We start from the raw sequence: 19,693 nt of genomic DNA on the forward strand, positions 1-19,693 counted from the left end.
CCAGAAATGCCAAACACCATTAAAAATATTTGTCGTTATAGTCGTTATAATAGCTCTCACTCTTAAGCCTTTTTATTATTGTTTAATAAATACTGCCTTACATCTACTCTTTAAAAAGTCCGAAAAACTATGACTATTACTACCCAAAATCTTGCAACGCTAACTCAAAATAATGACGCTGACGAAGACAGCTCTCAAGAAGACAGTGTCGATATCGCCCAATTAAGAACGCCACTAAAAGTAGACCTATCGCCTATTTATGAGTTTTTAGGCGCGCGTACCACGCAGGCTTGGGTCGATGCTGCCCTTGCGGATTTGCCGTTAATCATTCAAGACCATGCCAACTGCGAAAAAAAAGCGGCTGGTACGGCGATGAATTTAATCTTTCGTTATGAGTTTTCTTATGACTTACAGCGCAAATTGGCACAATTAATACGCGAGGAGATGCTGCATTATGAGCAAGTGCTCGGCATCATGAATGAGCGCGGGCAAGCATGGAAATATCTGAGCGCTGGACGTTATGCCAAAGGCATGCTCAAGCATAAACGCACTTACGAGCCAGCCGCGATGGTAGATGTCTTAATTATTGGGGCATTTATCGAGGCGCGCTCTTGTGAGCGTTTTGCGGCGCTGGCGGAAGTCATTAATGATAAACGATTGGCGAAGTACTATCGCTACTTACTTAAATCAGAAAGTCGCCATTTTGAAGATTATTTGGCATTAGCACAATCACTAGCTGAAGATAGTATTGACGAGCGTGTCGCCTTTTTTAAAGAAGTTGAAGCAGAGCTGATATCAAGTCCAGATAGCGAGCTACGCTTTCATAGTGGTAACCCTGCTTAATTAACTAAGCATCTTATTAATTTTCACTTGAAATAAAAAAGGTTTAACCGTTAGCGTATAAAACCTCACTAATGATTAAACCTTTTAAATACTGCAATCTAAAACAACATTACAAACTGTCAAGTTCTTATATTATTCAATCTTTTATTGTCCTGAAAGCCATTATTTATCGCTTTCGGTTATCGAAGTATCATATTGTTTGTGATTTTTTACCACATGATGCGGATCGTGGTCATCCGTCAACCGTTCTGCTTCTGCCGGATTGACCTTTTGCAGGGCATCGTCAGGTACAATACCATTATTGTCATCGGCATCTTTTAGATTGGGGTTATCTTTTGAATGATTTCGCTTTTGCTGAGGTATATCAACGCTCCTATCACTGACGTCCGTAGCATTAACGTTCTTGTCGTTTTGTATAGTCATAGGCCTTCTCTTTATAATTATTAGTATATAAAAAATAGCTATCTATATTTGCTAGCACTCTTAGCCACGCTAAGCACCTTTCATCTTAACTATTAGAAATCTTTTTCATCAGGATTTAGTACGCGTGTTTGCGCATTATCGACATTGGCATAGCGATTTAAATCGTTTATATCGGTACTTTTAGCCGCTTCAGGCATGATAGTATGCTCATTTACCCCTTCGTCGAAAGCATTACCTTCTTGATCGCGGCGATCTGGCTGACGCGCAGGATTGTCATTTTTGTTTACATGCTCTGTTTCTATCACACCTTCTTTAAAGGTATCGGTTCCTTTATTGACTCTAGTATTGTCTTCGATTTCATCATGAGCAACAGATGAATGAACCTCATTCTCTGTAATAGCGGTTTCTCGAATATCAGTCTCCTGAATACGAGTTTTGGTTAATTCAGGATCTTTGGTTGGCATATCTTTGGCTTGCATCATAATGTCCTTATTGTTTTTTAAATTATTATTTTTATCGTTATGGTAAATTCGCTTATCGTTCTCACGTTTACTCATTATTCTTTTGAGACAAGTCATAAGCGTTTAAATCAGCAACGTTTTTACCACCAGGTGGCAAATCCTCTTCTTTACGTGGGTCTACATATACTTCATCGGTTTCCTGTGATGCTTGCTCAGGTCCATCAATATCCGGCTCGTACTTTCGACCTTTGTAACTGTCTTTAGGATTTTTTGGCTTTAATGCCGCTGGATCATCAATTAGTACCGGTTCTTCATCATTAGGTTGGGTAAAGTCTTTCATGGCGTGTCCCTCGCGTTTGGTGTAGAGCAGCAGATTAGTTTTATTATTTATCAGTCCGCAAATCATCTTCGATAAAAGGCGTTTTTTGCTCTTCGCTTAGATTTTCAGGTTTATCGACTTGCTTGTTATCGGTTAGGTTTTTTTCGATTTGTTGGCTATCTGCTTGTTCTGCCGCTTTTTTTACATCAGATGTGTCATTATTGGTATTACTCATGGTGCAATTCCTCTTATTTATAATTTATTTATAATAAAATTGTGCTAGCTATAATTAGCTTATCCTTGCTCGCTCTTTATAAATTATTGATATATAGACTGCTGTCTATCAGCTATCAGAGACAAGGTATAACTTAATTATAAGAATAATTTTTGACTGCTCACCAGTGTACTGCCGTATCAATGTGTGAATAAATGTGAGGTTAGCCGACAGTTTGTAACTTGCTTTTCATTAGTGCGCTACTTTTTAGTAATTTATTCCGCAACTTTATAAGCGCTATTAAATAAAAAAACCAAGATCCGATAAATACAGATGCTTGGTTTTTATTTGGATTTTTCAATGCTTATTGAATCTAAAAAGGTTGTTGAGAACTAGTCTAAGTTGTCTCGCCAACGCCGTTGATGACCTTTAATAAATGCTCTTGTGCGATATGCGGTGTTTCATCTGCCGCTGGTTGTAATTGCTGCCAAACGCCATTACCATCAAGCGTCCAAGCCTGAGTATTGTCGTGTAGATAGTTGATTAAACCATCTTGATAAATTTGTTTGAATAGCTTTTTGTCTTCGATTGGGAACGCCACCTCAACGCGGTGGAATAAGTTGCGGTCCATCCAGTCGGCGCTGCCGCAATACAAGCGCTCATAGCCAGCATTATAAAAGTAATAAATGCGCGTATGCTCCAAAAAGCGCCCAATCACAGAACGGACGGTGATATTTTCGGACAAATCCTTTACTTGCGGGCGCAGGCAGCACATGGAGCGCAAAATCAGCTCAATCTTAACGCCTGCCTGCGACGCATCATACAATTTATCAATCAGTCGGCGCTCGGTCAGCGCATTGACCTTGATGATAATATGAGCGCGTTTGCCTGCTTTGGCTTGAGCAATTTCATCATCGATAAAGCTCATGAGCTTTTCATGCAAAGTAAACGGCGCATGTAGGAGTTTTTTTAGATTGGCCGGTTTACCCATGCCTGTTAGCTCTTGGAAGATTTTGTGCACGTCTTCTGAGATATCAGGATCGGCGCTAAATAAACCATAATCGGTATAGACTTTGGCATTGGCAGCATGATAGTTGCCCGTACCGAGATGCACATAACGACGAATTTTATCGTTTTCACGGCGAATGATAAGCATCAATTTGGCGTGGGTCTTGTAACCGACGATACCGTAAACCACCACCGCGCCTGCTTCTTGCAGATAATTAGCCACCGCGATATTTGAGGCTTCATCAAAACGGGCGCGTAACTCGATAACCGCCGTGACTTCTTTACCATTGCGTGCCGCCGCCGCTAGGGCTTTAACGATTTCTGAGTTGGTACCTGAACGATATAGCGTTTGCTTAATGGCGAGCACTTTTGGATCACTTGCTGCTTGCCACAATAGATTGATAATCGGTGAAAATGCATGAAACGGATGGTGCACCAAGACATCGCTCTTACGCATCGCGGCAAACATGCTGGTCGCTTTATCGAGCTTATCAACTTCACGGCGGAACGGTTTGGGGACGACATGGGTAAAAGGCTGATAACGTAGCGCGGGGATATTAAAGTCAAACAGCAAGCGTGTTAAGTTCACCGGCCCATTGACGCGGTAAAGTTGATTGTCATGCAGCTCAAACTCATTGAGCAAATAATCGCTAATCGGCGCTGGGCAATCGGTAGTGACCTCTAAACGCACCTTGTCGCCAAAGCGGCGGTTTTCAAGCTCGCCCTCTAGTGCCTTGGCAATATCATCGACATCCTCTGCCAAATCCAAATCGGCATTGCGCGTTAGTCTAAACTGATGACAACCAGTGACATTCATCCCTGGGAACAACTCACCGATATGCTCATGAATCACCGCCGATAGCATCACATGATGCTCTTTACCACCCGTCAGCTCATTCGGCAAGCGGATGACACGCGGCAAGCTGCGCGGCGCTGGTACAATGGCGAGATTGATATCACGACCAAAGGCATCTTTGCCCTCTAACGTGGCGATAAAGTTTAAGCTTTTATTCACTAAGCGTGGAAATGGATGCGCCGGATCAATACTAATCGGGGTCAAAACTGGTGAGACTTGCTCGGTAAAATACTGCTTCATCCACGCAGATTGCTCAGGAGTTAGCTCATCACGTTTTAAGTAGCGGATGTCTTCTTGGGCAAGGGCTGGCAGGATATCTTCATTTAAAATGCGGTATTGCTCGTTGATGGCTTTATGAGTGACAGCAGAGATTTCTCTGAGCACCTCACTTGGGCGCATACCATGAGCGCTGGTTGAGACATCACCCATATTGAGTTTTTGCATGATACCGGCGACACGAATCTCAAAAAACTCATCCATGTTGGAAGAAAAGATAATGAGGAAAAACAAGCGCTCTAACAAAGGATGGCGCGGACTGGCGGCCTGCGCCAGTACCCGCAGATGAAACTGCAACAATGACAAATCGCGATTGATATAGCTGCTCGGCGAATAGCTGCCATCGTCGAAACGCTGCCAATCTATTTCGCTCAAGCTCTTGGTCGAGCTTGCTGTTAGCTCTTCTTCTGTTTTGACCAGATTCGTGCTGAGTTCACTATCCGTTTTTGTACTAACATCAATACTATCGTTAATTTCATGACCATTATTTTGCTTATTAACCATCTCTGCCACCTTTTTAATCCTTTACGTGATCGATATGCCGTCATCTTTTATTTTTTATGAACGCTATTTAATGCCAACCGACAATTTAAGCTAATTACATGCTAAGCCAATCGTTTTCTAAGCGGATTGCGGTAAGACGGCATTTTTCATGCGTTTTTTAATGATACGTTGTTTGTTGCGCAAGCGTTTGTCACTTTGATGACCTTCGTAGTATTTTGGATTGGTCAACATGGCGATGAGCAAAGCCGATTCGTCACGGTTTAGATTGGCCGCTGATTTATCAAAATAATGCTGCGCGGCGGCTTCAACACCATAAATGCCGTTACCAAACTCAGCGATGTTGAGATAAGCGGTCAAAATGCGCTGCTTATCCCAAAAGGTTTCTATCATTACTGTGATAATCGCTTCTTCAGCTTTACGGGTATAAGAGCGATGCGAGGTAAGAAATAAATTTTTGGCCAATTGCTGGGTAATCGTTGAGCCGCCCGCTGACATTTTGCCCGTTTCTTCGTTCTTTTTCTGTGCCGCCTTAATGCCTTTCATATCAAAGCCATTATGCTGGCTAAAGGTCGAATCTTCACTGACAATCGCTGCTTGTTTGGCAGATTTGGCAATGGCGTCATACTCAGCCCACGTTTGCGTGACCGTGCCACCCGTTAAACGATGGGTCAGCATAAACATGCTATTATTAATCGGCTGGGTCTTCCAAATCAGTAGCAGACCTGCGACCAATATATGAAAAGCCACCACCAACAACATGAATGCCAGTAATAAGCGTTTGAGAAATGTGCCAAAACTTGCCATGCGAGCGATATCCAAGTAGTTAAAAAATAGTCAACATAATAAACTGTTAACCCTAACGCGTTAATCATAAATAGCAGGTCATCTTACCTAATCTCACAATCGCTGTCATTATTTACCCTATTTCTTTATTATGTAAATACTGCCAAGTGCTACGAATACTTTTCTTTAAAAATTTAAAACTAACGCTTGGCGATAAATAGATATAAGAATAAGAGTGTAAATATGGCTAATAATACAGTAGCAATGTTACGGGCACGCATGATTGCCGCCAATCCCAATCTTGGTACGGCTGAAAATCAGGATAAATGGTGGCTACTCGGAACGACTGGCTGTCATCTTTGTGACATCGCTGAGCAGCTGCTTAGCCAATTTCAAGCGGTGCAACCGATACGCTATCAGTATGTTGATATTGCTGATTTTGATGAGGTGCTGATGATGGAGTTTGCTACTACGATTCCTGTGATATTGACGCCATCAAAACGATTGAACTATCCTTTTTCAGTGTTGGATTTGCAGCAATTATTAGCAGCGTCATAAAACAGACAACGTAAAAAATGATAATAATGAGGAACTTATGAAAGATTTAAAGAAAATAACGGAAATTGAGGATTTGCGCCATGTTGCCGAGCGTAAAGTACCACGGATGTTTTATGATTATGTCGATTCAGGCTCATGGACTGAGACTACTTATCGCAACAATGAAACCGACTTTGACCGTATTAAATTGCGCCAACGGGTTCTGGTCAATATGGAAGGGCGCTCGCTTGCCACTGACATGCTAGGCTCAAAAGTCAAAATGCCCGTTGCTATCGCCCCAACTGGCTTTACTGGCATGATGTGGGCCGATGGTGAGATTCACGCCGCACGGGCAGCGGAGAAATTTGGCGTGCCCTTCTCGCTTTCAACCATGAGTATCTGCTCTATCGAAGATGTCGCAGAAAACACTAGTGCGCCGTTTTGGTTTCAGCTCTATGTGATGCGCGATCAAGAGTTTATGGCAAACCTAATTCGCCGCGCTAAGGCGGCCAATTGTTCCGCGCTTATCTTAACCGCGGATTTACAAGTCCTCGGACAGCGCCATAAAGATATCAAAAACGGTCTATCTGCGCCGCCAAAACCTACCCTTGGTAATATATTGAATCTCATGACCAAGCCGCAATGGTGCATGAATATGCTCGGCACCAAACGGCATAGCTTTGGTAATATCGTCGGCCATGCCAAAAACGTCGAGGATATATCATCGCTCTCGGCATGGACGGCTGAACAGTTTGACCCGGCGCTAAGCTGGGACGATGTCGCGCGCATTAAAGATATGTGGGGCGGCAAGCTCATTATTAAAGGTATTATGGAACCTGAAGACGCCATCATGGCTGCTCGTAGCGGTGCCGATGCATTGGTCGTCTCAAACCATGGTGGGCGTCAGCTCGATGGAGCGCTGTCTTCCATTGCCGCGCTTGCTGATATCGTGCAAGCGGTACGAGCGGAAAACAGCAATATTGAGATTTGGCTCGATAGTGGCATTCGCTCCGGCCAAGATGTGCTCAAAGCGTTGGCTGTAGGCGCTACTGGTACGATGATTGGTCGCGCGTTTTTATATGGGCTTGGCGCTTATGGCGAAGATGGCGTGCGCCGTGCGCTAGAGCTTATTTATAACGAGTGTGATATCAGTATGGCGTTTTGCGGTCATACCGATATCAATCAAGTGACGGATGACATTTTGGTCAAAGGTACTTATGAGAATCTTAAAACTCATGCTTATTAAAAAGCCAGTCCTTATTAAACAGCCCAGCTTTATTAAATATTGATATATTCAGTTCGGTGTGAAAAGGATATGTCCAAAATAGCTTGCTGCTTGAATAAATTTTTCTTGCTTGCTGTGTGCTTCGCACTCCAGAGGCTGCGAAAAATTTATTCTAGCAATCCTATATCGTTTTGAGGTTGAATCGACTCTAACCCAGTTATGGGTGACACGCCCTAACCCTAGCCTTTATACTCTACTCATCATTTACTATTGATAGTTTGCGTTTATGACCATTCAACAATTATTAAAAACCGCGCCCGTCACCACTTTGCTATTAATAAGCTTTATCGGCTTATTTTTCATGCAGGTGCTGAGCGGCGTCGATGCTAACAATCCATCGACCGAAGCATTGCTAAAATGGGGCGCCAATGCTTTGCCTTATACCATGGATAATGAACCATGGCGCTTGGCAAGTAGTGCCTTTTTGCATATCGGTCTGATGCATTTATTGTTTAATGGTTTTGCCATGTATTTCTTTGGGCAAATCGCCGAGCCGATGTTTGGCTCAGCGAAGTTTTTGGCGTTGTTTTTACTGGCGGCAATCGGTGGTAATTTACTGAACAATTATGTCACGTGGCAAGGTATTTTGGATGGTACGGGACAACCCGGACTATCAGCGGGCGCGTCTGGAGGTATCATGGGTATCGGTGCCGCGCTATTAATAGCCGCGCTATTTAAAATCTCAGTCAATGGCATGGTGCTCAATCTGAAAAGCCTGATCATTATTATGGGCATCAATTTGGTATATGGCTTTGCCGTACCGGGCATTGATAATGCTGGCCATATTGGTGGCGCGGTCACAGGATTGGTGATTGCATTGGCGTTTGCCATTGCCTACCGTCAGCGCTTGGCTGCGACGCTACAAAATATTCCTAGCCGAGCTCAAGACATTTATCACACCACATATATCAATTCTCCTCGCTTTGACAATGATGGCAATTTTGATAATAACAGCAGTTTTAATCACGACTCTGCTGTAAACTTACCCTTAGATAGCTATGCCAATCAACCACCCCTTAATCACGGCAAAATTAACGAACAACAAACAGCGACCAAATCGACGCTTATTTGGCAATTGCTACCGTGGCTGGTCATGCTGCTGATCAGTATTGGTTTTGTCTGGTGGTGGCAAGATATTCATCAGCAAATACTACAAGTGCTCGCCGCCATTGAGTAAAATGCCAGACTTATTTATTATTCTATTTATCAATGCTTTTTTTACCGTTTATCCTACCCACTTATGAGAGCAAATCATGTTTAAATCATCAGCGCTATCGAAACCGTTGACGCGCACTGTCCTCAGCGCATTGACCGCCACTGCCCTATTTAGTGTCGCCAGCATCTCTAATGCCGCACTGTTTAAAAACAACTTACCGACTGATAAAGATGCCATTTTAAGCGTTGGCGTCAACATCATGGCGGTCAAGTCGGCTTATGATTTGGAAGACAGCACCGACATAAAAGTATTGCCGGGTGTGTTTTATGATAACAACAGAATCTATGCACGCGGTGCGCAAGCGGGCGCTTATATCATCAATGATGGCACCAATCAGCTAGCTGCTTATGCGCAGCTCGATGGCAGTGAGTTCGACCCTGACGATGCAACTGGCGCGCTGCAAGGTCTAGATAAACGTAAGGCTTCAGCCGCTGCCGGTCTATCATATCTGCGTCGTACGCCTGTGGGTGGTTTTCGCCTGCAAGTCGCGACTGACGTTTTAGATAAAAGTGGTGGTAATACAGCGCGTTTGACCTATCTTGCTAAAATCACTAAAGATAAGCTGACCGTCTATCCAAGCATTGGCTTTGAGTACCATGATGCAGACTACAATAACTATTATTATGGCGTTAGTGCACAAGAGTCAGCGAAGACAGGCGTCGCTGCTTATGAGTCAAATAATAGCTTAAACCCTTATATTAATATCAGTGCTAATTATGATTTTAATGAGCGCTGGGCAGGATTTGCCAATCAAAGCTTAAGCTATCTGCCAAATGAGCAATACGACAGCCCAATGGTTGACTCGCGTACGGATGCAACAACGACGCTAGGATTACTTTATAAGTTTTAATTAAAAATAAATTTTAGGTAAAAAAACCTTGTTGCTTGATGTGGCAAGGTCTTTTTTTATCTCTACTTTAATTGTAGGGTGCGCCTAGCGCACCGATAGTATAGCTATTTCTTAAAAATGGTGCATGGGACGCACCCTATTAGTATTGTATTGTATTGTCATCTTATTAATTCTCAATCTTCTAAAATACCTGATCACAGCAGAATTAGGCTTGGATTTTGATATTGTAGAGAAATGCTTAAATACCTCAGTAACACCAGCCTCCTCAAGTATCATCTTCTTTGTTATTTTAGCTGATTCATAGACTTTTGATCTTACCGATATGGCACCTAGCTCATCCTCATAACTTAAAACGTCTTCAGCCCCCATATATGCGGTTACAACCTGAACTATAAGACAATCATTCAAATAGAATCCGTTTTTGTCCGTGAACGTACAAAGAGAATGTATTACAGAGCCAACTAAATTTTTTCTTTATACTTCGTTCAAAGTTGAGTTTGTCATTGCTTCTGATACCATCTCATTACTTTCAAGAAAAATTTTATATAGCTCTTCATGAACAGATAATCTTTTATCAAACACTTTTTGAGAGTAAATTTCAATCCGTTTATTTCTGTGAAAATACTCTCCAAGTAAAACGCCAATTAGTAGCCCTGCTAAACCAATCCATGCACTTTCCATTCTACTTTCCTCATAAAGCCTAACAGTAGACTATAGTATAAGAGTATTAAATCACTCAAAATTTAGTAACCTAAATATAAGTTTACAGCATAAAAAAGACCTTGCCACATTACATGACAAGATCTTTTATTTACCCAAAAAAATCTAAATTAAGAAGGATGCACCATATCCGCAGGGGTTACCCACTCATCAAACTGCGCTTCAGTTAACAGCTCCAATTCAACCGCCACTTGCTTCAAAGTTTTGTTTTCTTTATAAGCAGTCTTAGCAATTTTTGCTGCGTTTTCATAACCAACATGACGGTTCAAAGCAGTCACTAGCATTAATGAATTATGCAAGAAGTCATCGATTTTGTCTTTGACTGGCTCGATACCAACCGCACAATTTTCGTTAAAGCTGTTGCAAGCGTCACCCAATAGCTTGATAGATTGCAATAAGTTAAAGGCAATCACTGGCTTATAAACGTTAAGCTCAAAGTTACCTGACGCGCCAGCCATGCTGATAGTGACATCGTTACCCATGACTTGAGCGACGACCATGGTCATTGCTTCTGACTGAGTTGGGTTTACTTTACCCGGCATGATAGATGAGCCTGGCTCATTTTCTGGAATCGTCAATTCGCCCAAACCACAGCGAGGACCTGATGCCAACCAACGGACGTCATTAGCGATTTTATTTAGGCTGCCAGCTAGCGTTTTGAGTGCGCCTGAAGCAAACACTTCGGCATCACGAGCGGCTAGTGCTTCAAATTTATTTGGTGAGGTGACAAACGGTAAGCCTGTTAATTCAGCCAATTGCTCAGCAGCTTTTACCGCATAATCAGGGTGAGCGTTTAGACCTGTACCAACCGCTGTGCCGCCTAGTGGCAATTCATATAGACCTTGTAGCGCGTTATCGATACGAGTTAATGAATGGTCAAGTTGGCTGACATAACCGCTGAATTCTTGACCTAGAGTCAAAGGCGTCGCGTCTTGCAAATGCGTACGACCGATTTTAACGATACTATCGAATTCTTTGGCTTTGGCATCTAGCGTATCGCGTAGTGCTTTTACCGCTGGGATAAGCAGGCTGTTAATCTGACGGGCAGCCGCCACACGAATCGCGGTTGGGAAGCTGTCGTTGGTAGACTGTGCATGGTTAACATGGTCATTCGGGTGAATCGGCGTGTAGCTGCCGCGCGCGTTCCCTGCGATTTCGTTGGCACGATTTGCCAACACTTCGTTCATGTTCATGTTTGACTGGGTACCAGAACCTGTCTGCCATACTACGAGTGGGAACTGATCCGTTAAACCACCGTTGATAACTTCATCAGCAGCTTGCACGATTAAATCGCGCTTATCGCCTTCGATACGCTCAAGGCTAGCATTGGTAATGGCAGCGGCTTTTTTCACTAGCGCCATTGCTTCAATCATCGGACGTGGCAATGTCTCGCCACCAATTTTAAAGTTCTCGCGACTACGCTGAGTTTGCGCACCCCAATAAGCGTCAGCTGGGACTTCCACGTTGCCCATGGTATCTTTTTCGGTACGAGTTGCCTGATTCTGTGTCGACATAACTACCCTCTTTGATGGTTTGTTGTATAGCTGCTTTGAAAAAAGTGCAACACACGCTGCACATAAAGGAAAATACGATGTAAAGTGGCGTTATGATAGCATGACTTATCACAAATTTCTCCAAGTCCGTGAGGCTAACTGATGTCTAAAAACACCGGCCAACAACATTCTGCTACTGCATTATCTGATTCTTTATCTCAGTTATCGGCTGATGACGCTCGCTCTAAAAAGGAGGTTAAAGTCGCTGATAGCTTGGCTAATCCACCCAGACGACAATTTACCCGCCAGCGTCGGCAATTAACAGCTGGCGAGCGTAGACAATATGCGCGCATGGCAAGCTTACATTTAATTAAATTGCAACAACGCTTACCGCCGCATGCAAAGATTGGCTTATATTATGATGGCTTTGGCGAGCTACCCACTCAGCCACTGTTGGACTGGTGTCAACGCTTAGGCTATTTGCCTTATCTGCCTGTGGTTGGTTCGCTCGGTCGTACTAGAAATGGTAATGATGATAAACGTCTGCGCTTTGTGCCTATTTATCAGTCGAAACTATTAAATATACCGACACGCATTCATAGCTTAGGTATGAAGCAGAACCATCATCGCAGGTTACTTTGGGCACGAGAGTTAGACGTCATTATCTGTCCGCTCGTAGCGGTTGATAAAAATGGTAATCGTATGGGCATGGGTGGCGGTTTTTATGATACAACGCTTGGTAAAAGCCATCAGGCAGGGTTAAAAAAACCATTGAAAATTGGTTGGTGCTATGATTTTCAAGTGGTTGAGCAATTAGAACGTCAACCATGGGATGTACCATTAGATGGCATAATTACGCCAAGTGGCTTGAGGTGGTTTTGATGACTAATAATAAAACCCCTGATGAGAAGTCTAGTGCCGAGAATGTTAAGCAACATTTGGGACAATTAGAAAAAACAGAAGTCACTAGAGAGCAGTTATCTTACAGTCAAGAGCAGCCCTTTAGTTCTGATGAATTGGGAATGCTTATCAATGAAGAACGCTTAAATGAATTACTGGCTGACAGTGATGCTTTTTTGGCTAGTTTAACTGGTGAGATTGAGGATTTTGAAGATAAAAATAAAGACCCATAAAGGATTTATAAAGACAACAATGAGCTACTTTTGCTCAAAACCACTAAGGGTAGTTTTTACTATCTTGTGGATCATTTTCGTCGGTCTTATTATCACGTTAGGTTTTAGCACAAATCCCTATTTACTTCACGTTCAGAATATTCCTCCTCCGCATCCCTATCCTATAGAATTAGTCGTTATATTAATAATGGCGATGCTGTTTCACTTAAGCCTACTGGTAACTATGGATGTATATATGGATAGTCGCTGGAAGTTCTTCGCTATGCTGTTGACTAGCATTTTATTTTTATTTGGTTTCGGTATGATGGCGATGCATGCACCGCCGTCATTAGGTGGGATGATTTTTTGGACATTCCTGTCATCTTTACTATTTTTATTGCTTTGCTTTCGGCAGGTCTGTTTATTTTTTTTAAGACGATTTTTTTTGTAGAGAATCAGTTTAATAACAAGGTAATTGACATTTTAAAGCTGGGTTAAAAACCCAGCTTATACCAAACTCTACTTAACTTTGATAGCTTTACAACACCATCGCCGCAATCCAACCAAATACCAATAACGGAATATTGTAATGGATAAAGGTTGGTACCACACTGTCTTTGATATGGTCGTGCTGGCCATCAACGTTTAGGCCAGAGGTTGGTCCAAGCGTCGAGTCTGACGCAGGCGAACCGGCATCACCAAGCGCGCCAGCTGTACCAATAATCGCCACGGTTGCTAAAGGTGAGAACCCTAAAGAGATACATAGTGGTACATAAATCGCCGCCAAAATAGGAATAGTTGAAAAAGACGAACCAATACCCATGGTCACAATCAAGCCAATCAATAGCATAATAAATGCAGCCATCGCTTTATTACCCGCAAACAATGACGCCGCGCCATCAACCAATGGTTGAATTTGCTCGGTCGCTTTCATGACTTCGGCAAAGCCTTGGGCAGTAATCATAATAAAGCCAATCATCGCCATCAGCTTGATACCATCATTAAAGACCGTATCGGCGTCACGCCATTTGACCACACCCGTTGCCATAAACACGCCAAAACCAAACATCGAGCCAAGTAATAACGAGTCAGTATAAAGCTGTACGACAAAGGCGGTAACAATAGCAATCAGCGCGACGATGGTTTTCATCTTGCTTTGCGTTTGGGCATCGGCAGCTGTTTTGCTTAACGCGTCTTTTTCTACTACCGCATCGCGAGCCTCTTTATCAATGGCTAATTGAGCATACTGGCGCGGCTTACGATAGCTGATAAATACCGCCACTAGCAAACCAACAAGCATACCAAGTGCCGGAATCGCCATAGCTTTGGTGACCGAAATATTCGATACATCAATACCGGCTTCACCGACGTTTTTAAGCATGATTTGATTGAGATAAATATCGCCAAAGCCATAAGGGATAAACATATATGTGGTCACCAGACCAAAAGTAATCAGACAGGCAATCAGGCGTCTATCGATTTGCATACGGTTAAAGGCAAGCAATAAAGGCGGTACAAGCAATGGAATAAAGGCGATATGAATCGGGATTAAGTTTTGGCTAAAGCAGCTCATGGTGACGAGCCCTGCAAACAGCATGTATTTAATCATGCCACTGGTGCCACCGGCATCAATGCGTTTAATTACCGCCCCTGCCAAAGATTGCGGCAAGCCCGAATGCGCAATCGCTACCGCGAAAGCGCCCAATAAGGCATAAGACAACGCAATTTGCGCGCCATTACGGATACCTTCTTGAAAGGCATTTAAGGTATCGGTCATACCAAGACCCGCAATCAGCCCACCTGCCAGCGCGCCGATTAATAAACTGAGTACCACGTGTACCCGCGCCAAAGACAGGCCTAGCATGATGACTACCGCTAGTAGCACCGCATTGATGGTCATATTCTCGCCCCTTACCCTATGTTTTTTGGTCCGCTATTGACTATTGGCACGCTATTAGCACATTGCCGACCTATTTATTTCGCCCTAGCGTTTTAACTCACACGTTAACCCATATAGTTGCTATTTGAACGGAGCGGTTAAGACGCGCGTCATTTTACCTGATTTTAGCTATAAATCCCACGCGCAAAACTTAGCAGACAGGAGCGACCCTGCAAATAAAGACGCAATATTGTCATGACTGCTCGTCATATAGCCTTGCAATTTCATTTAGCAACACCATTTATCTAAACATGAACCACTAACTTGACTTTACAAGTCTGGTGAACGAGGAAGAATATATGAGTGAACATAAAATTGCCCAAGACAATATCGACATCGATGTCGACGTTTCATCTAACGTTGCTGATGATAAGGCGCTAAATACTTCATCTGACGATACCTTAGAAAACGTCTCGGCGTCTAAAACTATTCAGGACAGCGCTGAAGACATCGAAGCTGAAAGCGTTAAGGCAAAAGACGGTGAAGAGAGTTATCTGCCGCTACTAGCATTGCGTGATGTGGTTGTCTATCCGCATATGCAAATTGCCTTATTTGTCGGCCGTGCGCCGTCGGTAAAAGCCGTTGAATTGGCACAAGCTGAATACGGCAATAAAGTATTGGTCGTGGCGCAAAAAGACTCGCTAACCGAAGATATTGATCAAGATAACTTGTATCAGTACGGAACGGTGTGCCGCATCGTCAGCACTATGCCGCATGATAGCGATGAGAATTGCATCAAAGTATTGATTGAAGGTCAATACCGTGCGCGCGTTGATAATATTGAAAATCACGACGAGCTATTGATGGCAAGCTTTACGCGTGCTGATCTCGATATCAGCATGAGTGAGAGCCAACAAAAAAACACCATTCAGGCCTTAACGACGTTATTTGAAGGCTATGCCGATGCTCGTCTGCGTAATGCTCGTGAGCTAACTCGCGTGGCAAAACGCATCGATGATTTGCTTGAGCTGGTGTATTTTATCTCAACCCGTGTGTCGATGGATTTGGATATTAAGCAGTCGTTCTTAGAAGAAGACGATATCAAAACCCACATCAATACCTTGACCGAATATCTCATTAAACAAAGCGCTGAGCAAAATATCGAGCAAGATATCCAAGATGCCGTTCGTCAGCAAATGGAAGACAATCAGCGCGAATACTTCTTAAACGAGAAGATGAAAGCCATCAAAAACGAGCTGTCAGATATGAATGACGGCGCGTTCGATGAAGACGACGTGGCTGAGCTTGAGCAGCGTTTAGAAGATGCTGACTTGCCAGAAGATGTACGCAAAAAAGCCGAGCAAGAGCTGAAAAAACTTAAAATGATGCCGCCTGCATCGAGTGAATCATCAGTGGTGCGCAATTATATTGAATGGATTTTGGATACGCCGTGGAATGCGACGACCAAAGTGTCTATCAATTTAGATAAAGCGAAAACCGTCTTAGACGAAGACCATTATGGCTTGCAAGATGTGAAAGACCGCATCCTAGAATACCTCGCCGTACAATCGCGGGTGAAAAAACTGCGCGGTCCAATTCTTTGTTTAGTCGGTCCTCCGGGTGTCGGTAAGACCTCGTTGGGTGAGTCAATTGCGCGCGCAACGGGTCGTAAGTTTGTACGTATGGCACTTGGTGGCGTCCGCGATGAAGCGGAAATCCGTGGTCATCGCCGTACTTATATCGGCGCGATGCCGGGTAAAATCGTGCAGTCATTAGCGAAAGTCGAAGTTAAAAACCCGCTATTTTTATTGGATGAAATCGATAAGATGGCGCAAGACTTCCGCGGCGATCCAGCGTCAGCGTTGCTTGAAGTGCTAGATCCATCACAGAACGATACCTTTAACGACCATTATTTGGATATGGACTTAGACTTATCACAAGTGATGTTTATCTGTACTGCCAACAGCATGGATATTCCACCTGCCCTGCTTGACCGTATGGAAGTCATTCGTCTACCGGGTTATACCGAAGAAGAAAAGGTCAATATCGCGCAGAAATATCTCGTGCCGAAAGCGATTAAAAATAATGGCCTTAAAGAAGGCGAAATTGAAATCGTTGAAGCGGCATTACATAGCATCGTGCGTAGCTATACGCGTGAAGCTGGTGTGCGTAACCTTGAGCGTGAAGTCAATAAAATCTGCCGCAAAGTGGTTCGCGGTTCGGTTGAAACCCATGGTGCACGCGCTCCGAAAAAAGCAGAACGCGAGCTAGTGGTAGTCGATGACAAAAACATCGATGACTATTTAGGTGTGCATCAGTATGACTACGGTCTAGCAGAAGAAGAGCCTGAGATTGGTCGCGTGACTGGTCTTGCTTGGACACAAGTCGGTGGCGAGCTATTAACCATCGAAGCGGTAGCAATGAAAGGTAAAGGCGAGCTGAGCTTTACAGGGTCACTCGGCGATGTGATGAAAGAGTCGATTCGTGCTGCCATGAGCGTGGTCCGTGCTCGCGGTGATAGCTTAGGAATTGATTACGAGACCTTTAAAACCACTGACGTCCACGTACATATGCCAGAAGGTGCAACCCCGAAAGACGGTCCATCAGCTGGTGGTGCGCTAACCACAGCGCTGGTCTCTGCCTTAACTGGCATTGCCATTCGTCCAGATATTGCGATGACAGGCGAGATTACCTTACGCGGTAAAATCCTACGCATCGGTGGTCTCAAAGAGAAGCTACTTGCTGCGCATCGCGGTGGTATCAAGCATGTTTTGATTCCAGCAACCAACGAGCGCGACTTGGCCGATATCCCTGATAATGTCAAAGAAGGCTTGACCATCCAGCCAGTAGCGACGATTGATGAGATATTAAAAGTAGCATTGGTCAGTATGCCAGTGCCGCTGAAACCTGCCAAAGTGACAGTTGATAAAACCTCAGGCAAAGCGCTGCATAACTAATCTGATTAGTTACTAATCCAGCCTTACAAATTAAAGAGCCGCTCGTCGTCACGATGGGCGGCTTTTTTTAGCAATAATAAAAAACAATCTGGTTAAGACCCTGTGCTATATTTTAGACAAATGTTTATTTGGTAATAGCCATAATGTTAAACCACCTGATTTTAAAGCGCTTAACTCTATCCTTATTGCTCGCTGTTTCGCTTCCGGTAGCGCTAATAGGTTGTCAGTCTAATATTGCAAAAGATAATTCTACACCTGCTAACTCAATGGTGACTGGCTCTAGCACTTCTGCTCCAATACTATCTGAGCAAGTGATAAATGTTGAAAATGTCAATCGCTTTGATTGGAAGCTGGTGCGCTGGATAGACAATCAAGGTATTGTTACTAATGTCGATACTGTACCGCCGTTAATGCTTGATGTACGTCCGAGCAATTTAGTATTTAAATATGACTGCCAGCGCTACCGCTTAAACCATGATGGTTATCATGGTTATACTTACAGCTCATACGGTGTAACGGCCGTTACCCAACCTTCTTGCTTAATAACTGATAAACAAGCAGCCAGCAATATCTTTAAGTATTTAGACCAATTATTCCCTAAATATGGTAGAGGACATTTTAACCTTAGAATCATTTCGCCATCTCCACAAACACCATCAAAATCATTCTCCTTTTTGAATAAACTCATTTCAACAAAGCCTAAACCTTATAAATTAGCATTAAATGTTCAGGACAAGCAGCTTATATTCGAAGGTACACTTAAGAGCCTACAACCAGTAACAGGACCACCCATTACTTATGATTTTCTAAAAGAATATCAATGGCGACTAGTAAGCGCGGTCAATAGCAATAAAAACACCATCGTTGAGCTTAGTCGTCCAGATTTTCCAGTGACTGCCTACTTTGCTTACCCACTATATAACGATGAGCATCACGTTGGCTTTAACTCTGATTGTAATGGTGTTGGTGGTTCTTACATTTTAACGCCTGACAATAAATTGTTGATTGGTTCAAGCCCGCAAACTATGATGGGATGTAGTCCTAAACGTGAAGCTGCTGAAGATAAAATTCGTGAGCTTGAACAGTTAAGCAAAAGCCAATTAACCTTACAAAGATTAGCAAATGCCAATCCCGATTTCTCAAGCTTACCCTATTATCTACTGACGCAAAAACTCGAAACAGGCGAAACCCTCATTTGGCAAAACGAAGTAAAGAAAACGCTGTAAACCTTTTTCAAACACATACGTTATTTACATTTATTAACTGATTGTTGCGCATTTGATGAATAGTTATATTTAAACCTTGGCTATACTGATTGCGACATTAAGCAATGTTTGTGTATTTTAATAAAACAATAGACATTCATCACAACAAATAAATATAAATGGAGATAATAATGAATAAGACGATGCTTGCAAGTGCCCTGTTATGTGGTTCAGCTCTAGCAATGACAGGTTGCCAAACCGTCGAAAGTCAAATGCAAACTGGCAATCCTGTTAATCAACCAGCATTGAAATCGACTATCAATGCAGTCGCTGGTAATAAGAATGAAGTGGGTCAAGTATTCCTACGCCCAGTAGATGGCGGTGTCCAAGTTTATGGTAAGCTCATGAACCTGCAGCCTGGTAAAACTGTGGCATTGCACATTCATGAAACGGGTAGCTGCGGCGATATGGGTAAAGCGGCTGGTGGTCACTTTAATCCAGATAAAAAACCGCACTCTCATCCTGATGATATGAATGGTCATCCAGGAGATTTGCCGAACTTAACCGCCGATGCGAATGGCGTTGCTACTATCAACTATGTGAATAAGAAAATCTCTGCCGCTGATGCAGGTAAATACAGTGTTAACCGTCTAGCCTTTATCGTCCATAGCGGTGCTGATGATTATAAGAGCCAGCCTGCTGGTAACGCAGGCGATCGCGTTGCTTGCGGTATCATCGAAAAGAACTGATAG

General features: G+C 43.2%; 19 protein-coding genes. 10 read left to right on the forward strand and 9 right to left on the reverse strand.

Annotated features, from left to right (window positions below):
- Positions 1 to 129: 129 nt before the first annotated feature.
- On the forward strand, positions 130 to 843 hold the full coding sequence (locus ACPEGP_RS05940) for a tRNA-(ms[2]io[6]A)-hydroxylase (RefSeq protein ID WP_423812889.1): 714 nt from the start codon (positions 130 to 132) through the stop codon (positions 841 to 843).
- A gap of 162 nt (positions 844 to 1,005) precedes the next feature.
- On the opposite strand, the gene ACPEGP_RS05945 is transcribed toward ACPEGP_RS05940, so the two are convergent.
- The 6 genes from ACPEGP_RS05945 to mtgA all read right to left on the reverse strand — a co-directional run bounded on the left by ACPEGP_RS05945 (position 1,006) and on the right by mtgA (position 5,708).
- The gene (locus ACPEGP_RS05945; RefSeq protein ID WP_423812890.1) at positions 1,006 to 1,266 is read right to left on the reverse strand and encodes a hypothetical protein; all 261 of its coding nucleotides are present in this window, start codon (positions 1,264 to 1,266) and stop codon (positions 1,006 to 1,008) included.
- Positions 1,267 to 1,358: 92 nt separating this feature from the next.
- Complete coding sequence (locus ACPEGP_RS05950) at positions 1,359 to 1,748, reverse strand: hypothetical protein (RefSeq protein ID WP_223808518.1); 390 nt, start codon at positions 1,746 to 1,748, stop codon at positions 1,359 to 1,361.
- A gap of 67 nt (positions 1,749 to 1,815) precedes the next feature.
- Entirely contained in the window at positions 1,816 to 2,067 is a 252-nt protein-coding gene (locus ACPEGP_RS05955) for a hypothetical protein (RefSeq protein ID WP_102077667.1), read from the reverse strand.
- Positions 2,068 to 2,110: 43 nt separating this feature from the next.
- Complete coding sequence (locus ACPEGP_RS05960) at positions 2,111 to 2,281, reverse strand: hypothetical protein (RefSeq protein ID WP_180952588.1); 171 nt, start codon at positions 2,279 to 2,281, stop codon at positions 2,111 to 2,113.
- A gap of 376 nt (positions 2,282 to 2,657) precedes the next feature.
- A complete protein-coding gene (gene ppk1, locus ACPEGP_RS05965) occupies positions 2,658 to 4,904 on the reverse strand; it encodes a polyphosphate kinase 1 (protein ID WP_423812891.1) in 2,247 nt (748 codons plus the stop codon).
- Between the two features lie 117 nt (positions 4,905 to 5,021).
- Positions 5,022 to 5,708 carry a monofunctional biosynthetic peptidoglycan transglycosylase gene (mtgA, locus tag ACPEGP_RS05970; RefSeq protein ID WP_423812892.1) on the reverse strand — a complete coding sequence of 229 codons (687 nt, stop codon included), beginning with the start codon at positions 5,706 to 5,708 and terminating at the stop codon, positions 5,022 to 5,024.
- A gap of 222 nt (positions 5,709 to 5,930) precedes the next feature.
- On the opposite strand from mtgA, the gene ACPEGP_RS05975 reads away from it, so the two are divergent.
- The 4 genes from ACPEGP_RS05975 to ACPEGP_RS05990 all read left to right on the forward strand — a co-directional run bounded on the left by ACPEGP_RS05975 (position 5,931) and on the right by ACPEGP_RS05990 (position 9,575).
- Positions 5,931 to 6,245: a glutaredoxin family protein gene (locus tag ACPEGP_RS05975; RefSeq protein WP_102077664.1), complete on the forward strand. Its 315-nt coding sequence runs from the start codon at positions 5,931 to 5,933 to the stop codon at positions 6,243 to 6,245.
- 37 nt (positions 6,246 to 6,282) lie between these two features.
- Positions 6,283 to 7,470: an alpha-hydroxy acid oxidase gene (locus ACPEGP_RS05980; protein ID WP_423812893.1), complete on the forward strand. Its 1,188-nt coding sequence runs from the start codon at positions 6,283 to 6,285 to the stop codon at positions 7,468 to 7,470.
- Between the two features lie 265 nt (positions 7,471 to 7,735).
- Positions 7,736 to 8,686: a rhomboid family intramembrane serine protease gene (locus ACPEGP_RS05985; RefSeq protein WP_423812894.1), complete on the forward strand. Its 951-nt coding sequence runs from the start codon at positions 7,736 to 7,738 to the stop codon at positions 8,684 to 8,686.
- Between the two features lie 76 nt (positions 8,687 to 8,762).
- Positions 8,763 to 9,575, forward strand: a complete 813-nt coding sequence (locus ACPEGP_RS05990) for a MipA/OmpV family protein (RefSeq protein ID WP_423812895.1) — start codon at positions 8,763 to 8,765, stop codon at positions 9,573 to 9,575.
- A gap of 474 nt (positions 9,576 to 10,049) precedes the next feature.
- Here ACPEGP_RS05990 and ACPEGP_RS05995 read toward each other — a convergent pair whose 3' ends face one another.
- Both ACPEGP_RS05995 and fumC read right to left on the reverse strand, forming a co-directional pair.
- The gene (locus tag ACPEGP_RS05995; protein WP_102077659.1) at positions 10,050 to 10,256 is read right to left on the reverse strand and encodes a hypothetical protein; all 207 of its coding nucleotides are present in this window, start codon (positions 10,254 to 10,256) and stop codon (positions 10,050 to 10,052) included.
- 149 nt (positions 10,257 to 10,405) lie between these two features.
- Positions 10,406 to 11,809 (reverse strand): class II fumarate hydratase, encoded by a 1,404-nt coding sequence (gene fumC / locus ACPEGP_RS06000; protein WP_191690480.1) that lies wholly within the window; start codon positions 11,807 to 11,809, stop codon positions 10,406 to 10,408.
- Positions 11,810 to 11,950: 141 nt separating this feature from the next.
- Between fumC and ACPEGP_RS06005 the strand changes: the two genes are divergently transcribed.
- Together ACPEGP_RS06005 and ACPEGP_RS06010 are read left to right on the forward strand one after the other, a co-directional pair.
- The gene (locus tag ACPEGP_RS06005) at positions 11,951 to 12,670 is read left to right on the forward strand and encodes a 5-formyltetrahydrofolate cyclo-ligase (RefSeq protein ID WP_423812896.1); all 720 of its coding nucleotides are present in this window, start codon (positions 11,951 to 11,953) and stop codon (positions 12,668 to 12,670) included.
- Entirely contained in the window at positions 12,670 to 12,921 is a 252-nt protein-coding gene (locus ACPEGP_RS06010; protein WP_423812897.1) for a hypothetical protein, read from the forward strand. The genes ACPEGP_RS06005 and ACPEGP_RS06010 overlap by 1 nt, the downstream gene beginning before the upstream one ends.
- Positions 12,922 to 13,438: 517 nt before the next feature.
- Here ACPEGP_RS06010 and ACPEGP_RS06015 read toward each other — a convergent pair.
- On the reverse strand, positions 13,439 to 14,800 hold the full coding sequence (locus ACPEGP_RS06015) for a Na+/H+ antiporter family protein (protein ID WP_423812898.1): 1,362 nt from the start codon (positions 14,798 to 14,800) through the stop codon (positions 13,439 to 13,441).
- Positions 14,801 to 15,288: 488 nt separating this feature from the next.
- Between ACPEGP_RS06015 and lon the strand changes: the two genes are divergently transcribed.
- The 3 genes from lon to ACPEGP_RS06030 all read left to right on the forward strand — a co-directional run bounded on the left by lon (position 15,289) and on the right by ACPEGP_RS06030 (position 19,690).
- Positions 15,289 to 17,736: an endopeptidase La gene (lon, locus tag ACPEGP_RS06020; protein ID WP_423814254.1), complete on the forward strand. Its 2,448-nt coding sequence runs from the start codon at positions 15,289 to 15,291 to the stop codon at positions 17,734 to 17,736.
- A gap of 143 nt (positions 17,737 to 17,879) precedes the next feature.
- Positions 17,880 to 18,962, forward strand: a complete 1,083-nt coding sequence (locus ACPEGP_RS06025; RefSeq protein ID WP_423812899.1) for an META domain-containing protein — start codon at positions 17,880 to 17,882, stop codon at positions 18,960 to 18,962.
- Positions 18,963 to 19,132: 170 nt separating this feature from the next.
- Positions 19,133 to 19,690, forward strand: coding sequence for a superoxide dismutase family protein (locus ACPEGP_RS06030; RefSeq protein ID WP_423812900.1), 558 nt, complete (start codon positions 19,133 to 19,135; stop codon positions 19,688 to 19,690).
- Positions 19,691 to 19,693: the final 3 nt, after the last annotated feature.

Origin of the sequence: Psychrobacter sp. 219-2-C, assembly GCF_049560815.1 — a bacterium.
Lineage (GTDB): Bacteria > Pseudomonadota > Gammaproteobacteria > Pseudomonadales > Moraxellaceae > Psychrobacter > Psychrobacter faecalis.